General features: G+C 37.7%; 28 protein-coding genes and 3 tRNA genes. All 31 read right to left on the reverse strand.

The window, feature by feature from the left end:
• Positions 1–462: hypothetical protein (locus tag PHT93_RS13445; RefSeq protein ID WP_300243918.1), on the reverse strand; the 462-nt coding region annotated here is incomplete at its 3' end.
• Positions 462–1,112, reverse strand: a complete 651-nt coding sequence (locus PHT93_RS13450) for a hypothetical protein (RefSeq protein ID WP_300243920.1) — start codon at positions 1,110–1,112, stop codon at positions 462–464. The genes PHT93_RS13450 and PHT93_RS13445, both read right to left, overlap by 1 nt.
• Positions 1,113–1,240: 128 nt before the next feature.
• Positions 1,241–1,720, reverse strand: coding sequence for a hypothetical protein (locus tag PHT93_RS13455; RefSeq protein ID WP_300243922.1), 480 nt, complete (start codon positions 1,718–1,720; stop codon positions 1,241–1,243).
• Entirely contained in the window at positions 1,710–2,150 is a 441-nt protein-coding gene (locus tag PHT93_RS13460) for a deoxyuridine 5'-triphosphate nucleotidohydrolase (protein WP_300243924.1), read from the reverse strand. The genes PHT93_RS13455 and PHT93_RS13460 overlap by 11 nt, the downstream gene beginning before the upstream one ends.
• On the reverse strand, positions 2,147–2,374 hold the full coding sequence (locus tag PHT93_RS13465; RefSeq protein ID WP_300243927.1) for a hypothetical protein: 228 nt from the start codon (positions 2,372–2,374) through the stop codon (positions 2,147–2,149). Before PHT93_RS13465 ends, PHT93_RS13460 begins: the two co-directional genes overlap by 4 nt.
• Entirely contained in the window at positions 2,355–2,795 is a 441-nt protein-coding gene (locus tag PHT93_RS13470) for a hypothetical protein (protein WP_300243929.1), read from the reverse strand. The genes PHT93_RS13465 and PHT93_RS13470 overlap by 20 nt, the downstream gene beginning before the upstream one ends.
• Entirely contained in the window at positions 2,792–3,880 is a 1,089-nt protein-coding gene (locus PHT93_RS13475) for a hypothetical protein (RefSeq protein ID WP_300243931.1), read from the reverse strand. Before PHT93_RS13475 ends, PHT93_RS13470 begins: the two co-directional genes overlap by 4 nt.
• Positions 3,870–4,163 (reverse strand): hypothetical protein, encoded by a 294-nt coding sequence (locus PHT93_RS13480; RefSeq protein ID WP_300243933.1) that lies wholly within the window; start codon positions 4,161–4,163, stop codon positions 3,870–3,872. The genes PHT93_RS13475 and PHT93_RS13480 overlap by 11 nt, the downstream gene beginning before the upstream one ends.
• Positions 4,163–4,642, reverse strand: a complete 480-nt coding sequence (locus PHT93_RS13485) for a hypothetical protein (protein ID WP_300243936.1) — start codon at positions 4,640–4,642, stop codon at positions 4,163–4,165. The genes PHT93_RS13480 and PHT93_RS13485 overlap by 1 nt, the downstream gene beginning before the upstream one ends.
• Positions 4,627–5,136 (reverse strand): hypothetical protein, encoded by a 510-nt coding sequence (locus tag PHT93_RS13490; RefSeq protein WP_300243938.1) that lies wholly within the window; start codon positions 5,134–5,136, stop codon positions 4,627–4,629. The genes PHT93_RS13485 and PHT93_RS13490 overlap by 16 nt, the downstream gene beginning before the upstream one ends.
• Positions 5,078–5,227: a hypothetical protein gene (locus tag PHT93_RS13495; protein WP_300243939.1), complete on the reverse strand. Its 150-nt coding sequence runs from the start codon at positions 5,225–5,227 to the stop codon at positions 5,078–5,080. The genes PHT93_RS13490 and PHT93_RS13495 overlap by 59 nt, the downstream gene beginning before the upstream one ends.
• Positions 5,217–5,345, reverse strand: coding sequence for a hypothetical protein (locus tag PHT93_RS13500; protein WP_300243941.1), 129 nt, complete (start codon positions 5,343–5,345; stop codon positions 5,217–5,219). The genes PHT93_RS13495 and PHT93_RS13500 overlap by 11 nt, the downstream gene beginning before the upstream one ends.
• A gap of 201 nt (positions 5,346–5,546) precedes the next feature.
• Positions 5,547–5,951 (reverse strand): hypothetical protein, encoded by a 405-nt coding sequence (locus PHT93_RS13505; RefSeq protein ID WP_300243943.1) that lies wholly within the window; start codon positions 5,949–5,951, stop codon positions 5,547–5,549.
• Positions 5,952–6,013: 62 nt separating this feature from the next.
• Positions 6,014–7,921, reverse strand: coding sequence for a hypothetical protein (locus tag PHT93_RS13510; protein ID WP_300243945.1), 1,908 nt, complete (start codon positions 7,919–7,921; stop codon positions 6,014–6,016).
• Between the two features lie 19 nt (positions 7,922–7,940).
• A complete protein-coding gene (locus PHT93_RS13515) occupies positions 7,941–8,654 on the reverse strand; it encodes a hypothetical protein (RefSeq protein WP_300243947.1) in 714 nt (237 codons plus the stop codon).
• Positions 8,655–8,672: 18 nt separating this feature from the next.
• Positions 8,673–8,747: transfer RNA gene (locus PHT93_RS13520), tRNA-Gly, on the reverse strand.
• The gene (locus tag PHT93_RS13525; RefSeq protein WP_300243949.1) at positions 8,733–8,963 is read right to left on the reverse strand and encodes a hypothetical protein; all 231 of its coding nucleotides are present in this window, start codon (positions 8,961–8,963) and stop codon (positions 8,733–8,735) included. Before PHT93_RS13525 ends, PHT93_RS13520 begins: the two co-directional genes overlap by 15 nt.
• A tRNA-Pro gene (locus PHT93_RS13530) sits at positions 8,938–9,013 on the reverse strand. Before PHT93_RS13530 ends, PHT93_RS13525 begins: the two co-directional genes overlap by 26 nt.
• Before the next feature lie 4 nt (positions 9,014–9,017).
• Positions 9,018–9,090 (reverse strand) — tRNA-OTHER (locus tag PHT93_RS13535).
• 12 nt (positions 9,091–9,102) lie between these two features.
• Positions 9,103–9,642 (reverse strand): hypothetical protein, encoded by a 540-nt coding sequence (locus PHT93_RS13540; protein ID WP_300243951.1) that lies wholly within the window; start codon positions 9,640–9,642, stop codon positions 9,103–9,105.
• Positions 9,639–9,824 (reverse strand): hypothetical protein, encoded by a 186-nt coding sequence (locus PHT93_RS13545; RefSeq protein WP_300243953.1) that lies wholly within the window; start codon positions 9,822–9,824, stop codon positions 9,639–9,641. The genes PHT93_RS13540 and PHT93_RS13545 overlap by 4 nt, the downstream gene beginning before the upstream one ends.
• Positions 9,824–10,270 carry a hypothetical protein gene (locus PHT93_RS13550; RefSeq protein WP_300243955.1) on the reverse strand — a complete coding sequence of 149 codons (447 nt, stop codon included), beginning with the start codon at positions 10,268–10,270 and terminating at the stop codon, positions 9,824–9,826. Before PHT93_RS13550 ends, PHT93_RS13545 begins: the two co-directional genes overlap by 1 nt.
• A gap of 72 nt (positions 10,271–10,342) precedes the next feature.
• Positions 10,343–11,131 carry a hypothetical protein gene (locus PHT93_RS13555; RefSeq protein ID WP_300243956.1) on the reverse strand — a complete coding sequence of 263 codons (789 nt, stop codon included), beginning with the start codon at positions 11,129–11,131 and terminating at the stop codon, positions 10,343–10,345.
• Complete coding sequence (locus tag PHT93_RS13560; protein WP_300243959.1) at positions 11,124–11,681, reverse strand: AAA family ATPase; 558 nt, start codon at positions 11,679–11,681, stop codon at positions 11,124–11,126. Before PHT93_RS13560 ends, PHT93_RS13555 begins: the two co-directional genes overlap by 8 nt.
• A gap of 1 nt (position 11,682) precedes the next feature.
• Positions 11,683–13,206, reverse strand: coding sequence for a hypothetical protein (locus PHT93_RS13565; RefSeq protein WP_300243961.1), 1,524 nt, complete (start codon positions 13,204–13,206; stop codon positions 11,683–11,685).
• Between the two features lie 173 nt (positions 13,207–13,379).
• On the reverse strand, positions 13,380–13,646 hold the full coding sequence (locus tag PHT93_RS13570) for a hypothetical protein (RefSeq protein WP_300243963.1): 267 nt from the start codon (positions 13,644–13,646) through the stop codon (positions 13,380–13,382).
• Positions 13,643–14,353: a hypothetical protein gene (locus tag PHT93_RS13575; protein ID WP_300243965.1), complete on the reverse strand. Its 711-nt coding sequence runs from the start codon at positions 14,351–14,353 to the stop codon at positions 13,643–13,645. Before PHT93_RS13575 ends, PHT93_RS13570 begins: the two co-directional genes overlap by 4 nt.
• 30 nt (positions 14,354–14,383) lie before the next feature.
• Positions 14,384–15,316, reverse strand: coding sequence for a hypothetical protein (locus tag PHT93_RS13580; protein ID WP_300243967.1), 933 nt, complete (start codon positions 15,314–15,316; stop codon positions 14,384–14,386).
• A complete protein-coding gene (locus PHT93_RS13585) occupies positions 15,252–16,007 on the reverse strand; it encodes a hypothetical protein (protein WP_300243969.1) in 756 nt (251 codons plus the stop codon). Before PHT93_RS13585 ends, PHT93_RS13580 begins: the two co-directional genes overlap by 65 nt.
• Complete coding sequence (locus PHT93_RS13590; protein ID WP_300243972.1) at positions 15,995–16,291, reverse strand: hypothetical protein; 297 nt, start codon at positions 16,289–16,291, stop codon at positions 15,995–15,997. Before PHT93_RS13590 ends, PHT93_RS13585 begins: the two co-directional genes overlap by 13 nt.
• Positions 16,292–16,359: 68 nt before the next feature.
• The coding region (locus PHT93_RS13595; protein ID WP_300243974.1) for a hypothetical protein at positions 16,360–16,629 on the reverse strand (270 nt) is incomplete at its 5' end.

The following is a 16,629-nucleotide window of genomic DNA, read 5'->3' on the forward strand; positions in this document are numbered from 1 at the left end:
GATGATTTTTTGTATGGTTTTTAAACGTGAGCAACCTCTAAATGTTTCATTGAACACATAATTATTTATCGATAAACTTGCATCTATGTCCACAAGAATTTTTTGAATAGATGAACCATAGAAGCCGTCGCTAAACGTACTCGACGATGATGCAAGAAACAAAAACTTGCCTGTATGCGTGATGTTTATTTCTGAAATGTCTGCATAATAAAACATATTCGAGCAGTCTGTAAGCGCATGAAATGGATATTTGGGCTTAAAAAGCGCATCATTCCAGGCATACCCAAAGGTTGATCCGTATTGTCTTCTTGTGCCATTTAGCTGCAAGGTATCCCAAAAAGCATCATAGTAACTTTCCCCTACTATTTCTTCGCCGTTTAACCGTCTTTCTAAACTGTCGTTCAATATGGCATATCTTTGCTCATTTTCATAGATAGTTCCTAATTTATCTGCAATACTCATTATGCTTCACCTAATATAGAATCTTGAAGTTCGATAATATTATCCAGAACATCATCAATTGAACCTACTTCAATTTCCAGAGCGGTTACTCTCGATGTTAGCTCTTCAACAGCCTCAAGATCTATCTCTTCAATAGCTTCTTCGAGTTCCATTAATTTGTTCCAAGCCGCGCCAGACAGCATCCCAGTCGGAGACATAATATTAATTTCATTACCTTTATTAGTGCCTAAAATTAATATCTGATCGCCAATTCCGCATTCGCCGTCAAGATTATTAACATTCCTGTTAGTTGGCGCTCCAGTTAATTCAAATTGTAAAACGCAAGCTCTGAAAACTGCTCCCGAAGTTACATTTACAATTTGGATATCAAAAAAATAATCTCCGGGTTCAAAGTCAGTGTCCTGACTATTTAATTTTACATAAAAATTGCCATTTAATGGCTCTTGGGGCGAAAAGTCTTTTGCTATATATGCCATTTGATCTTCTCTATCGAAGTCAAATTTATCCTTTTTAACAGTAAAAGATACCATAGTCCCAGTTAAATCGATAGGAGTACCTGTTTGGTCTTTAATCGTTACCGGTATTGTCAGACTGCATCCTCGAGGGATTTGTCCATAGTAATCTTTTCTTTTGTACGAAACTTTTACCATTTTAATGCTCCTTTCAATAGCTTTAAATTAATACCTTTTATAGGATTATAAATAAAAAAAGTGACCAACACAAGTTAGTCACTTTCCAAAGTATAAGAAAGTTTTTCGAAACACGGGCAAAAGCTTCGTTAATACCCCGCCGACACTCGCTCACTTGGTATTAAAGAATTTTTCAATATAAATCTGACAAAGGCATTCTTAATATCGGTTTTATTAAATTTCCTTTTTCTTTTAAAAAAGAGAAAACCTCTTTTTTTAACTTCAAATTCAAGTTCCTGCCTCAAAGAAGCCATTATTTTTAGAATAGCTATTGAACTGAACCAGTCATCTTTCATAAAATGTTCTTTAAGAACTCTCTCAATAAAATTTCTTTCAACTTCGGTTAAAGGTTCAAAATCTCCAGTTGTCTTTTGAAGAAATAATATTCCGTTTTCGTCCAAAAAGAAATCTTCTTCAAAAAGCGGCTCACCTAACATCGCTAAGGAATAGCCTTGAACTATAAAAAGAAGTTCATCTAAAAAAGCATCTGGATAACGCCCTCTTTCCCATTTTGATTTTTGCTCTTCAAGAAAAGCAACAACCCTGTGAGCAGTTTTCTTATTTCGCATTTATACCTCCAGTGCTACCAAGTCCACCCCGGGTATCTTCAAGAAACTCGATTTCTTGGATTTCTATTTTTGGCTGTATCTTTTGGACTCTGAATTGAGCAATACGTGACCCAGCTTTAATAAAAACATCTCTGGTTGCATAAGCAGGAAAATACCAAGTCCCATGGTACTGGTTATCAATAACGCCGATACTGTTTGCTTGAATCAGTCCGGTAGACTTGCATGTAGAACTGCGCGGCGCCACAATAGCCTCATATCCTTCAGGTAATTCAATACGAACGCCGAGGTCGAGATATTTAAAATCGCCTTTTTGCAGTTCATAATCCTTAACCAATCGTAAATCAATCCACTCGCCCTCGTGCGCTTGTTCAATGGGATTGGCGAATTTTGACTCATACTTCACTTTAATCAAAACATTTTCTTGACTCATCCTTTTACTCCTTTTCTAATAATAAAAAACTCTTTATGACTGCCGATATCAATAACTTCTCGATCTTCTTCAGTCCAGCCTCGTATATAAGGTATCTTATAACTATTCTTTTCACAAAAAAGATAAATTTCCTTATATATTTTATCTTCGCTATCACAAGCGGCGAGGAATCTCTCCTCGCCGTATTTGTTTTTAAAATATAAGTCATTCACAATCGTCTTCATCTTCGTCTTCATCTTCATCTTCATCTTCATCATTTCTGGTAACAAAGATAAGTACAATCGAAATACCGATAATAGTTGCAGCAATTAAAATTACCGTACTAAAAGGCGAGATAATAGATAAACAAGCATATCCGCTGATTACCCAAGGAAGACCTTTAAACTTTTCTGGCAGAGGTCCATCAAAGCATAGCCCTAAAATAATAAGAGCTGCGACTGCGGTGGAAAGAACCAAAGAAACAAAAAGCGGAACTGCCGCTACTGCTGCAAGGGCATTTATACTCAATGCCCAAATAGAACACGTCAAGGTGCCGATCACATAACGCTTATCCATTTCTCTCCTTTTTCTTAACAACTCGATATAGCCGATAGCAGTCATGATTAAGGCAAATAACATTGTTATTGTTGATAAATCTTTATTCATTCTTTTTCTCCAAAAATTTCTTCAAAAGTGCAATCTTCGGCAGGTTTATCTGGACGAAATCTGAATAGACGAGCATGACGAAAACTTTGTTTTTCTTTATCGACGGACATCATAGTAATTTCAGCTACTTGCCCTATAAAGTTTTCGGGATGCTCTTTTGCCATAAGTCTTGTTTCGTCTGCCATTCCGCTGATAGTGCCGATTTCGGTTAATACTCTGTCTTTATATGCTCCAACAACAAAAGCACTTATCATGTTTAAAGCATATAAACGATTAATCGCTTTACCGCTTGCGTCTTTATAAGGGTGATCATCTGGATTATCTCCAGTAAATTCAGGCGTCGGTAATGTTACTCCGCAGATAACAACATCTTTGGTATCTACTTTTTTTACTTTCATTGTAACATTCGCTGGTCGCGCTTCTCTCGAGCCAATACTTCTTACTTGATAAGCGGCAGAAGTTTTACTTGTACTTTCAAGCAATTTTAAGACTCCGCCCTCTTCACCCGAATTAAGCCATTTTTCCAAAGACTCTTTCTTGTTCTCAAAGACGGTTTCGGCGGTAACAAGATACTTGAAAGGTTCTTCGTTTTGAAGAGCTTTAAAAATTTGTTCATAAGTTTCAAGTCGAACCTTAAAGTCTTTGACATAAAACGCAAGATTTCCCCAATAAAGGATATCAAATATATAAGCCGTTGCCCAACCCTCTTCCTGCTGCCTGCGAATAGCTTTATCGGGATTGGCGAGGCAAAGCCTGTTCACATCTTTAGAATCTTCCCCGTGCAAAATCTCAACTAAAACTTGTGAGCCGGGCAGGAAATGGTCTTCGACATATTTTTTCAAATGAGGAAAATTTTCAATTTTATCAATTACTTTGTGAGTTTTTTTACTGATACTGTCTTTATAGAGATGCGCCGTTCCGTCAGGGTCTTTCGACAGATAATAAGAGGCACCATCTTTTTTTAACTGAAGACAATAGTTCGGGTTCTCCAGTGCGGCTTCAATAACGCTCTGCTTAGTAGGACTACTGTATTTCATCATTTTCCAGACTTGATAATCTGGCAAACGCCCTGTCTTACAGTCCATTAAACCCCTCCTCTTCGCTGAACGTTGCGAAACTTATTTTTGTTCCTAAAGCAGACCGAAGTAAAGCTTCGACCTCATCAACTATAATTTCTTTTACGCCAAGGATTGGTCGACCGCAGTAAAAAAGTGGAGTTGGAATATCTAAACCTAACTCAATTGCTTTCTCTTCCACGTATTTTTTATGCGCTCTGGTATAACACAATATTGGGGTTCGTGTTTCGGCGGATAACTTAATCAAAGTTACCGTTTTTCCATTTCCTCTCGGCAGCGATATAAGTATCATTATTCTTCTCCTTTATATAACGATGTCCCAAAGTATGACTCTAAGATCTCCTTTACAGGACGAACAACAAGAGAGTCTTGAGATACTAAGTTTGCATCTCTAAGGATTTGAATTTTTTGATTAAAGTCTTCGGCGATATTCGCCATCAAGAAAACGGCGTTCATCTGCTCTTTAAAATAAGTCGCCTTTTTCTCATACTCTTCCTTGATTTGGCGAACTTTCTTAGAAGTTTCGTCAGTTGCAAGAGATTGGATATTCAGAATCTTTATTGCATTATCAACAGCTTCGTCACTTCGTCCACTATCAAGATAAACTCCGCGAATATCAGTTGTAAGTAAAATTAATCTCCGAACTCTTTCATCAGCAAAAAAACATTTGTTAATGCTATCTTCTTCAATCTCTGCTAAAGTGGCAAGACCTTTTTCGCCTATTTTCTGAATAAAGTTTTTCATCCTTTTTCCTCCTATAGCCAAATCCATGAAGAAATTCTGTTGGTGAGAAAGCTATTGACTGGCTTAAATTCCAAAGTGTCCTCCCGCATTATACCGGCATCTCTAAGGATAGCTACTTTTTCCTGAAAAGTATCTGCCATTTTACATAAAAGAAGGGTATCTTTAAAAATCTCGCCGACTTTATTAATCGCCTTTTCGACAAGCTCTTCTTTCTTATAAATCAAGCCGTCTGTCTCATCAGTAGATAATGACTGGATATTTAAGGTATCCTTTGCGATATCAACTAAATCAGTTCCATATCCGTTTTCAACGTATATTTCCTCAATTTCCTTCATTAAAGAACAGATCTTAGATATACGAGAATCTTGTTTAAGAAGCTGCTCTTTTTTTTGTTCAAGGTTTTCTTGGAGCCGGTTCACACACTTCTCTCGAAACTTAGCTAAAAGTTTCTCTATTCTTGCTTCATTTTCTGTTGCGGTCTGTTTTACGAACATATCTCTCGCCATCGGCATCGTCTTCATTCTCCTCTTCTTCTTTAATATTTTTTTCAAGTTCTTCTAAAAGAACCAAATCTAAGCTCGGGTCGCCAAACCCGAATAGGCTACTCATCATTCTCCTGAATATCTTTAAGTTTTTCGCCTGCAAGATATCCTATTAAAAAGAATAATTTTTCTTCTTCTGTCATTGTTAAGACTTCTTTTGTCATTGCTAAGATTTCTTCTTCCTTCATTGTGTTTCGCTCTCTTTCTCTTTAAAATGAGGTCAACGGCAGAGGAGTTTGCGCTAAACCCATCTGCCGTTGGCGTAAAGCCCGCGATTAGTAAAATTGTTATCAGCAAATAAAGAATAAGGAACTAATTGTGCGGGTGCGGCGGAGAGGTAATATTTTAGATAAATCTAAAAATCCTGTATAAGGAACCTCTTGTGCCATTTATGTAAAGTTTTTCCAATGCAATTTATTGACTTTTTCTCTCAAAGCCGTTGGGACTTGAGTATCTTGCGCACTATACCAAATCCCGCCAAGCCTACAAGCGAATCGCCATTTGAATCGAAGAAACTTTAACTCTTCATCAGTGCTAACATCCGTTGCTTTAATAACTAAGATATAGTTATTTTCATCAACTAAAGAATCGGAAGGAAAAAGAAATCGTTTATGGACACAATCAGAACTTCTGTTAGGCATTAAAGCCGCATGAGCCGCATCGCAATACCAACGAACTTTTTTAACTGTGTTTGTTTTGGGATTAACCGCATCTATATAATATACCTTACCCTCTTGGTAGGGTTCTGAATCGAACCGCCAATTGGCATAAGTCTTTGCCGTACCACCAAACATTCTTTTTCCCTCCCTTTTCTTTATACTTAATTATAACATAAAAATTTTTTTAATACAAATCCTTACTTTTCAATATCTGTATATAAGTCAAATAAAGTATTTGGAGAGAGGTCCTCTGGAGCAAATGAGATTACTGATTCTCGCTCTTTTTTGTAAAGAGCGGTGTATTCTTTTGTGCCAATTACCTTGCCGCCAGAAAGTTGTATAACCTCTCTAACAGATACCGTACTTTTAAAGGTTTTCTTAAGGGCATCTATATAATTTTCCTTATCTTTCATAGGAACCGGCGCATCTTCCAATGAACCGCCAAAGAATACAAACCGATTTCCCATAAACATTCCCAAACTCTGGGTTCTCTGCCCATTAATAAACTTGAGTTTAATCAACGGCATAATCGCCTTTTCTGGTGAATAAGTTACATCTCTATTCTTTTTTGGTTCCGCAGTCAAGAAGAAATCAAATTCAAGCTCTTCGATTGGGTCATGAGATGAATAAACATAGTTCCCCAAAATAGTTTCATTAGCTTTCTTTGAAGAAGAAAACCAATAAGCTTCAGTAGCACCATCTGGCGCCACAACAACATCTCCAGAAAATATTATGGAATCTCCATCACTCTTCTGTGCATTCCAGCCGTAATGGGTATCAGCGCCAGTTAAATGCAAGTCTAAATCTGTTCTTTGTCCTATTTTATCTTTCCAAGATATGCCTGCCGTAAAGCCGGTATCTTCGGGGATAGTTATAGTTGATCGGAAAGGTATGTTGCCTAACATTTGTTTGCCACTTACTGGCATTGCGTAAGAGATATAATCAGGAATATAAAAAGTTTTTCCTTTAACTTTAGGGGAAATGCGCCGAACCAGCTCTTCTTCAAGCTTATGAACTGCTGATTGAGCATTATTTAAAGGTTTTCTTAATTTTAAGTCAAGAAAAATCCGTCCATTCCGAACGGTATATACGTTCGGAGCCATAAAGGCGCCCTCATTGGCATATCGCGCATAATAATAATTAATAAGACCAATGATATCTTTTGTTTTCATTTTGGCTCGCAGATACTCTTGTTCGGCTTCTGAAAGATGGGCATAGTTTTCAACGCGCACTCTTGGCAAAGGCTTATTATATTTTGGTGCTAAACGGCGAACGGTATTAATATATGGTGCGACACCTCGAAACTTCTTAAAAGCAAGAAAGAGGGGCTTGAAACGATAAAAGATTGTTGCCAAATCCTCTAAAGGATATTCTTTGATATATCTTAAGATAGCTTTTTCAAGGTTGTAAGAGCTTGCTGCGGCTGACTTTATCGCTTCTATTGTTCGATCATTTTTAATTATTAGAGTGGAGCCGGTCGTCTTATAAATTAGGAATCTTAGGAACTCTTGCGGATCCGTAGGCAAGGCTCCATAATAATCATAAGAAAATACTTTCAATTCAAAAGAAGCTATTTCTTCGGCTCTTATGCTAAGCAAAGGGACTAAATCTTTTAAATCCGCCATAACATGTTCTGATGGAGCGGTTGTGGTTTCAAAGTATCCGTTCAAGCGACGAATAATAGATTCTATTGGCATCACGGTAATAACCGCAATCGGCGAAGAGAAGCCGGGAACGGCAATTTCAGCCTGTGGAGTGAAAGTATAGGGCGCGAAATAGTGAAGAATTTGTTTTATGAACTTTTCTTCATCAGTAAGACCCTCTTTCCAGCCCTTTTGGAAAAGAGTTGTATTAAAAGTTATAGATTTGTCATAAAGAGTTGTTAAAATATCGAGAGTTTTTTCAGATAATTCAACAACAGGGCTTTGGTCTTCATCCAAAAGGAGAAACCCATGACCAATTTGTTCGTAGATAGGGTAATATCTACCTTTACTTCTCGGAATAATCTTAAAAACTTTCGCTAAAGCTTTTATCTCTTTGTCCATATTCTTCTCCTTCTCTTCTTGCCAACCCATTTCTGGGTTGGCGAAAGCGCATATTTTCATTAGTTATAGATTTGTTGTATTAGCTTTTTATTTTAGAATAGCTGTTAGTCATAGCCTTTGTCACAGTAGTCGCCCAATACTCATGATTAGGCGGGCAGTAAGTCTTTGCGATAGCGGCAATGTCTTTGTTATAATACCAATCTTTAAGCATTAATTTGCCGAAGAACATTGTCGCATCGTTCCAAGTTTCAAATCGGATCAAGCCGCCCTCGGATCTCAACATTCCATAAGGATTAAAATAGTTACAATTTTTTCCTAATGAAGATTCCATAGTGGCTACGCCGATTGCGAAAACGCCGTTTACATTATAATTTTGTTCCAAATCAAAAAACATCTGTGCCTCATCGGCTAAAGTTGTATTTTCAAGCATTTTTGAAAAAGCCAATACTGATAGTCCGACTTTTTCTGTAGGAACATAGTGCAAGGTAATTGCTTCCAATTGCTTAATTTCGTTTTGCAATCTTTCGATTTCCTCTTGAGCTTTCCACCATTTTTCTTGAGCTAAGATAATAGTTGGAGAATCTTCTGGAAGTCCAAAGAAACGCGAAATCGCCGCTAATTGTTGAGCTAAATTTTGAATATCTCGCTGTTCTTGAATAAGTCCTTCGAGAACCAAAATTCTCTCGTTTGTTGCTAAATACTCTCTATCAATTTCTCCTGCTTGAACGGCAGATGAAAAAATTATACAAAGCATTATTGCGGCAACGAGTTTTTTTATACTTATCTTGTCCAATCCTTTCCTAATATGCGCTGGAGCATCTAAGGGATTTTGAAACCCTACCTTCAGTTTGGAAGACTGAAATGCTGACCTTTACACTATAGATGCGTCTGGTATCTCTAAGGATTGGCATAAACGGCGCAATTCTTGTTCATGCTCTTTTAAGGGCGATGACTCGATATCATTGGGGAGCAATACCGTTACCAAAACACGCGCATCTTCAGGTTGAGTAGACAGATAATCGCGTGCTTCTTTTACAGTTCCATACATTTTTTTATGCTCCTTTCTTTTAAGATATTGGTGGAAGATGGGTGCTTTGCTCACCCCGCCTCTGGTTCCCAAAACCAGCGTTCTACTAAATGAACTAATCCTCCAAATTGGAAGCGGAGGGTGGATTCGAACCACCGGAGGTCGGCTTATGAGACCGACTTGAATACCGATTCTCCCCGCTATATAGCGTCAATTAAGACGCTAAATTTTCGATCATGATTGGCTCTGTTTGAAATGTTAGTCTTGTTGAACTGAATCTAAATTTGCCGTTCCACTCGCCATAAGTGCCATCTGGAGTAAACCAGAAGATTCCAGATACATTATCGCCATATGTGCCGTCAATATCTGGCGCTGATACAACGATTATTGCTGAATCATATGTGCCAGCTATCCTGTGTCTGGCGACTTGCGATTCTTCCATGGGAGTGATATAAGTGTTAAGAGAGGTAACTTTGCCAAGTACTTGAACTTCCTCGATAACCGCTCCAGTATCTGTCAATAAATAAAGATAGCCGATGTTGTTGCCTTGATTTAAGTATTCTACTCTTCGAATTACGTTCTCATAATCTAAAGAGCGATCCACTTTTGGAAAAGAATATTGCTGCGTGACTGTTCGTGCATTTTCTTCATTTTTAACCGCCTGTTGTTTATAGGTTGATGTTTCTGTTTCACAAGCTACCAGTAAAGATACGGCAGCAATAACTGCTATCAAAAGTAAAATGATTTTCTTCATTCTTTTTCCTCTTTCTCCATTTTAAAAATTAATTGGTCAACGAAATAAAATATGATTCCGCCAATAAGATTAGCGATAATAGTAGCAAAAATTGGCGGAAAAGATGCTAATAAAGCCAATACTAATAGCAGAATCGGCGTCGATAGTTGCCAACGTGCCAGATATAACAAGAATCTCTTCATTATTGTGTCGCCAATTCTGCTGATGCATAAAACGCTCTTGAAATATTAGAAGGTAAATTATCCTTAAAGATATTTCTATTCGCCATTTCTGACTTGGCGTTGTAGGTTTCTATTGCTTGATTAGTTACCTGCTGAAGCGCAACCAGAGAGTTTCTGAGGCTTGCTTCTTCTTTCTTATCGAAAGTTGACCATTGAGTGCGATCGGTAGGTAAACTGGATATAAAGGAAGTTAATGCAGACTCGGCGATTTGTTCATTCTTTAAGCATTTTCTAATATCAGCCTCTTGTGTTATAAACCATTCATAGTTGTAGATGGCGTTTTCGGCGTTCATAGTTCTGCTTGCAATGCCTTGAGTAGTTGCGATCGGTAAAACAATGAACCTATAAGTGAGCAGAGCGGCGGTAATAACAAGTAATGCAACAATTAGTTTTAATAATTTTTTCAAAACAACACCTCTTTTCTTTTCTTAATTATAATATAAAAAATTTTTTAATGCAATTTATTTAATAACGGTTATTTACTTCTTTGACTTAAAGGTAGCACTTATAATAACAGCCGAATCGGCGTTTGCACAATTACCTTTAAACTTTAAGACTTCGTTTTTCCTAAACAAGTATGAATCAGAGCTTATAACAATGAAGTTACCAGTAATTCTAAAAGAAACGTTGCCTTGTATATCTACGCCCCAGACATTTTGCAAACTTTGAAAACCAGCAACCTCCAACGTAAGTGTCCAGTTGACAGTATCTTCTGAAAAATTCTCAAAGGTAATATCAAACTCTGAATACCAGTCGTTAATTTTAGTTACTGTTAAGCTTAAAGGTATAGGGCGTAAGGCATTAATGGCGTTTTCCATTTCTTTTATATGTGTGATTCGCTCTTCAATTAAGATAATAAGCTCATTCGCCGATTGCACGGCTTCGGCGTATTCTTTATTTTTAAAGTGAGTATACATTTCTGTTCTCTTAGTAGGGACATCTGTTCGGCTTGTGCCGGGAGTGTTGCGATCGCCCCAAAATAAAGAATCTTTAGTTTTAAGTTCTTTAATAGCTGTTAAATAGCGTTCGAGATCTGCCGCAGAAGAGGTTGCTTTAACCTCTTCTGCAAAAGCCTTCAAGCTTGAATTGTAAGCTTCATAGACTGGGCGATACTCTTCATTATAAATGGAAATATAATCCGCATAAATAGAATCAAATTCATTTACAGGATTGGCGCCTACTCTAATACTTAGTATAGAGAAAACGGCGATTAGGACTAAGGTAAGGACAACAACGATAAGGGCGAGCCGAGATACTTTTTTATTCATAGTAACCTCCCAAAACTGGTATTAGTGCTGATATTGGATGAATTTTGTTAAGAGCTTCTATATTCAAAGGCTCATGAAAAAGTCTTAAAAAATGCAGCATTGCCGAATCGGGAACTTTTTTAAGAAGCGGTCGATTTTCGTTTCTTTTTATACAGACCTCAAAAGGTGTCCAAAAACGGTAGATAAAAATTTCGTCCTGTGGGTTTAATAAATGACTAATTAACATCAAAAGTCTTGAAATCGCTTTTGTGTTTATCGAAGTTTGGTCGATATAGATATGGGTATAGTTCTCGGCGAAGATGTCTTCCAAAGCTCTTTGCCATAGATAATCTTCTTTAAATCCCGCCACGGGGAAATAGGAGCTTACTCCCATCTCTGTCCTTAACTGGTCGCGAAAGATATCTCTCGATACAACAATAGCGGAGCCTTCGCGATGCTCGGCGGCAAGCTTTTTCAAAAAGGTTGTTTTGCCCGAGCCGGGGATTCCCGACCCAATATAGATATATCGTTTCTTAGGTTTTGAGCTTACAAAAAAAGCTATATGATTCATTTTATACCCTCCACTTTTTTAAATAATTACGTACGATCTTGTCGGCAGCTATGAGCAAATCATGGTTCTCTGTTTTAAGGTCTGTTCTTGCACTGGAAATAGTTTTGTAAAAGCTTTCTAAATAGAAATGATAAACCTGCATGATCACTTCTTGAGGCATTTTTAACTCCTCTTCAAGAACAGCTATGAGTTTCGGGAGTATAGATTTTGTAGATAGGTCGCCGAGAGTTAAAATTAAATGGTTATAAGTCCAAATTGCGTCTTTGGGAAGTTCTTTAGGACCTATGATAAAATCTGAAACTGCTTTGTGATAATCGGGATAGGCATGTCTATCAAAAATGCCTAAAATATAGTCAATAAATACTTCTCTTGTAGGGAAAAAATCGCTTGGGAAAGAAGAACCTTTTGTTAAGGAAATGCCGAGATCAATAGCTTTTCCTGTGCTGGAATCTCTTAGCATAAATCCTGAAATCGGATTAGTAGAAGACGAAAAACCCTTTCTCTTCGCTTCTCTTAGTGCTAAAAGCGTTTCAATAGAAGCGATAAGGTGAATTCTTCCGTTTTCCTTTATTGACACTCGGGCTTTTCTTAGCGGTATCGGCGCCCGCTCGAAAAACGGCAGATCTTTTTGAAGAAGCTCATGAAAAATATCTATTGGCTTGGAGCCATCTCTTGTTGCGAAAACTCTGTTACCGAAGACTTCGTATGATACTTTGCTTCGCGGCTCAACGAAAACCATAGAGGCTTCCTTAGAGGAGATCGCAACATTGTCACGGAAAAGTCGGAAGTTTTTATTACGAAGTATAGAGAAGTTTTTGAAAGCAAAATTTAAACGTTCTTGTTTTCCTTCGATAAAACTCTTCTGACCCTGATTTGTTTCGACCATGATAGAATCTGTTGAGATAGTGTTGGTAAAATGCTTACTCGCATATGCGAAATCTTTTAAAGGCATAGTAATTTCGGGGCTTGGTCGAGATGAAACTACGCTTTCGTACGAAAAGATTCTTGCATTACCTCTACCACCAGTAACATATCTCGGTTCTCTTGTTAAGACAACTCGATGATCGCCCAATCTCTCGATGAGTTGTTCATTCTGAACAACGGTTTCGTCATTTAAATATACTTCAATTGGGATGATTCTGCCGATATCGTCTTGAACTAAAATGCCGTTTTTAGAGAGATAATAGAATCGGCGTCTCTCTTTGTCCCAATAAAAAGTGCTTGGTCCATAGATTTGAGGGTTTTCCAAACGTAAGGGAAAGTCAGGAGTGTTCCAATAGAAGTCCTTAATTATAAAAGCCGTAGTGCCTAATACTTCAATAGGACTCCTAACAAAAGAGTTAATAATTTGTCCTTGTGCGGCTTCGGATGCAATTTTAATCTCCTTTAAATTAGAGCCTATTATTTCAACTTTGCCGTTAAGGACACTTTTTTGCCCAATAACTGAATTTTTGATGACGATTGAAGCTATGTTGAGATTTCCAGATATAACAGCTTCATAAGCGGGGATATAGTTTTTATCCATAATATTTTTACTCTCCTCAATTGAATTTATAATACGTAAAGGGCAGTTCCGAGGACTGTTTCTACCGAAGTGCGATGCTCCTACATTCCTGTTTGTTAGCTGACATTGATGGATACACTCTTTTTTTTCTAAAGAAAATAACAATAAACAATGTGGACATTCTCGGCAGCTTACTATGATACACCCTCCTCTGCGTTATCAAGTGCTTCGCAAATACGTTGCACAAAGTTTATTACTACAGGATAGTAGCCTTCAATACTGTCAAGTCTGCCGTCTTTAATCATTTCTTTTGCAAAAGAAAGAAGTCCCTCGATAAATGATTCGGGTGCGGCGTTGGATTTAAAGCAATGAATTAAATCCTCTTTAAAGAGGTCTGGCTTGTTTTCATACTCGCCGTTCTCGGCTTTTGAATAAAGGCGTGCTTTCAAAATTTTACTCATTTTTCCAACCTTTCTGATAATACTTTTATAAGGAAAAGGTCTACCCTTAGGCGAGCATGTTCCCAGTCTATGCGATTCTCGGAAGAGTTCTTTACATTTTCATGTAGAGCAGCAATCCCTGAAAGATTAGGCTCATAAACGGCGTTGACCTTATTGCCAAAGCGGATAGCTCGCGAATACCCATCTAAAGTGGGGTATTCATAAAAGACCTTGTAAAACTCTGTTAAACGGCAGATATTGCGATAAGTCTTTTTGAATTTTGCATCAGAAACTTTTGAAAGAGTCTTTACAGCGGCATGGATTTGACCCATTGTCTCCGATAAGATTCGATGACGGACGCCATAAAAGATATCATCTTTAACTGCTTTTTCCATGTAAATGTTGGATGGATTCTCTCTATAAGGCGTTATAAGACTCTCGAGGAAAATGCTTCCACCACTTAAAAGACCAGTGCAATAATCTCGTATGTCCTTAACGAATACTGTTACTTTCTCTTCCTTGATTATTGTTTTATTGTTTAAATAGTGCTTTTCGCCAAGCAGTAAATTGCTTTTCGTAGGAAAAACTACTGCACAGATATCGAAGTCAGAATTGGCAGTATCGAGAAGATAGTTTTGGCTACCGAAAAGATAGACTGTAAAGATATCTTTAGGCGAAATTTTTTCATATACTTTTTCAAAGATTTTGTTGACCTTTTCTTGATTCATTTTTTTTTCTCCTCTCAACTTTATAATAAATTATACCATAAAATCTTTTTTGGATAAAACCGCAATTTTCCGCCAAGATTCTTTAGGTGCCGAGCATCCGCAATGGAGGCAATGTATAGTAGAGGCGTCTGGGTCGTTGTTTACTCTGCCTCTACAGATAGGACAAGGGGCAAAAATATCCTGCAGCACATATTCGACAAAAACGGAGTATACTTTTTGGAAAATCTCCTTAAAAAGAGGGGACATTTTGCCTAAAGACATAAATTTTTCAAAATCGTAGTAGGAGCAGGTAGCAAATTCGCCGATTCGGATTTCGTTATTGGCTGTTCTAAATAAAGTTATTGAAAGACCGTCTATAGGACCCAAGGAAAAAAAATCATCAATAGATTTCACTATAGCATCCTCAAAAAAGACACTTTCATATATCTGAAACTTTGAGCCATATGTTTCAGTATCACCACTAAGAATTGCATTGCCGCCAATAATAACTCCATCTCCGCGAACCTTTGCTCGACCAGTAATTAATGCATTACCTTTTATAAGCACTGACCCAAAAACCTTAGCCAATCCACAAACTTGCGCATTCTGATAAATTCGTGCTACACCAAAGATGTCTGCGTTTCCAGAGATAACTGCATTATCTTTTATTTCCGCCGACCCAAAAACTTTCGCATTTCCTTTGACTATAGCATCTCCTCTTACGAAGGCATCCCCAAATACTTTAGCGTCGTCAAATACCCAGCAATTGCCCTCTTGAGAGAGATTTGACTCTTTTTCAATCCATCCGCCAAACTCGCCTTTTGAAACTCTATCCCCAGAAGCCGTAACGAAAGATGAAACGGCACAAATTCGATATAAAGTTACATCATCTGGATTTGTATAATTTATCGACGATATTTTAAATTTTTTCATTATTTTCATCAAAGAGTTTCTCCTTAATCTTTTTAATAACTTCTGCCCCATAGGAGTTTTCTGTTAATTCAATAAAGTTTTTTACAGACATGCTGCCGTTTATTAAATCAATATTATGCTCCTCAGCAAATAGCTTTCTACCTTGTTCGCAGCTTCCGGTTAATTTGTTGTGCCATGTAAAAAAATCATCATTTGAATGTATTCCGTTTATGTCCGGGTGCGCTTCTACAAATTCTTGTATGCGTTCTTCTTCCGGCATTTCTTCAAATAATTTTTCATCTAAAGCTTCCCTTGCTTCGTGCAGTGTTGCGCCGTGTGCAAATAAATTATTTTGTTTTATAATGTAGGTTTCTTCAAAAGTAAGGTCGCTTCTAAGGATAAATCCTTTTGCCATATTTCCATGCACTTGGGTGAGAATTGTCTGAATGCCGTCTATATTGAAAATTTCAAGTCCGTTTATGGTTTTTATACCAAAGCCAGAGCCACCACCATAGCCAGAGCCATCGCCATATCTATCGCCAGAGCCAAAGCCAGAGCCACCACCATAGCCAGAGCCATCGCACCATCCAGAGCCAGAGCCACGGCCATAGCCATAGCTATTGCCAGAGCCAGAGCCATCGCCACCGCCAGAGCCAGAGCCATATCTATCGCCAGAGCCAAAGCCATATCTATTGCCAGAGCCATAGCCAGAGCCAACTGCAATAAATTCCGCAATTTTATTCCGCAAAATTACATTTTCCATTCTTTCACACCCTTTATAGAGGATACCGCCGTTTCTGTGCAGGAAATAATCTCTATTGCATCCAACAATAAAATCTCGTCTACCGCCATGGTAAATTTGCATTCTTTGGGTTTTGTTGTTCCCTCTGCGGCGAGTTGTCTTATGGTTGCAGCTCCGTCCCAATAATAAATATTACGTACGTCGCTCATAGTTACTTCTTGTCCGTTTCTTTCGGTAATTTTGCCGAAGAATACACCTGATCTGTCACATCTTACTATGTAATACTGATTCTTTTTAATTTCCATTTTTTTTCTCCTTATTATTTTATGATTAATTATACCATAAATTTTTTTTTTGGATAAAATAAAACTCTTTAAATTTTATATAGGTTCTTGGCGAACTGAGTATAAGCTTCGAAGCAAACGGCGGAAAGGGCGGGAGATAAAAAGTTTCCGGGAAGTAGTTTTAAACTGACAAACTCATCGAAACGATATATTCTGTGATGAGCATAATCGCCGATTCTGATTTCTTTTTTGTTCGTCCCAAATAAAGTTATTGAAGAACCATCTTTAGTCGGACCCAATACAATATAGTCCTCGACAGAGGCAACTGCGGCATCTTTGAAATAGGCATTCCCGTGGTG

Origin of the sequence: Massilibacteroides sp. (assembly GCF_028705895.1) — a bacterium.
Lineage (GTDB): Bacteria > Bacteroidota > Bacteroidia > Bacteroidales > Tannerellaceae > Massilibacteroides.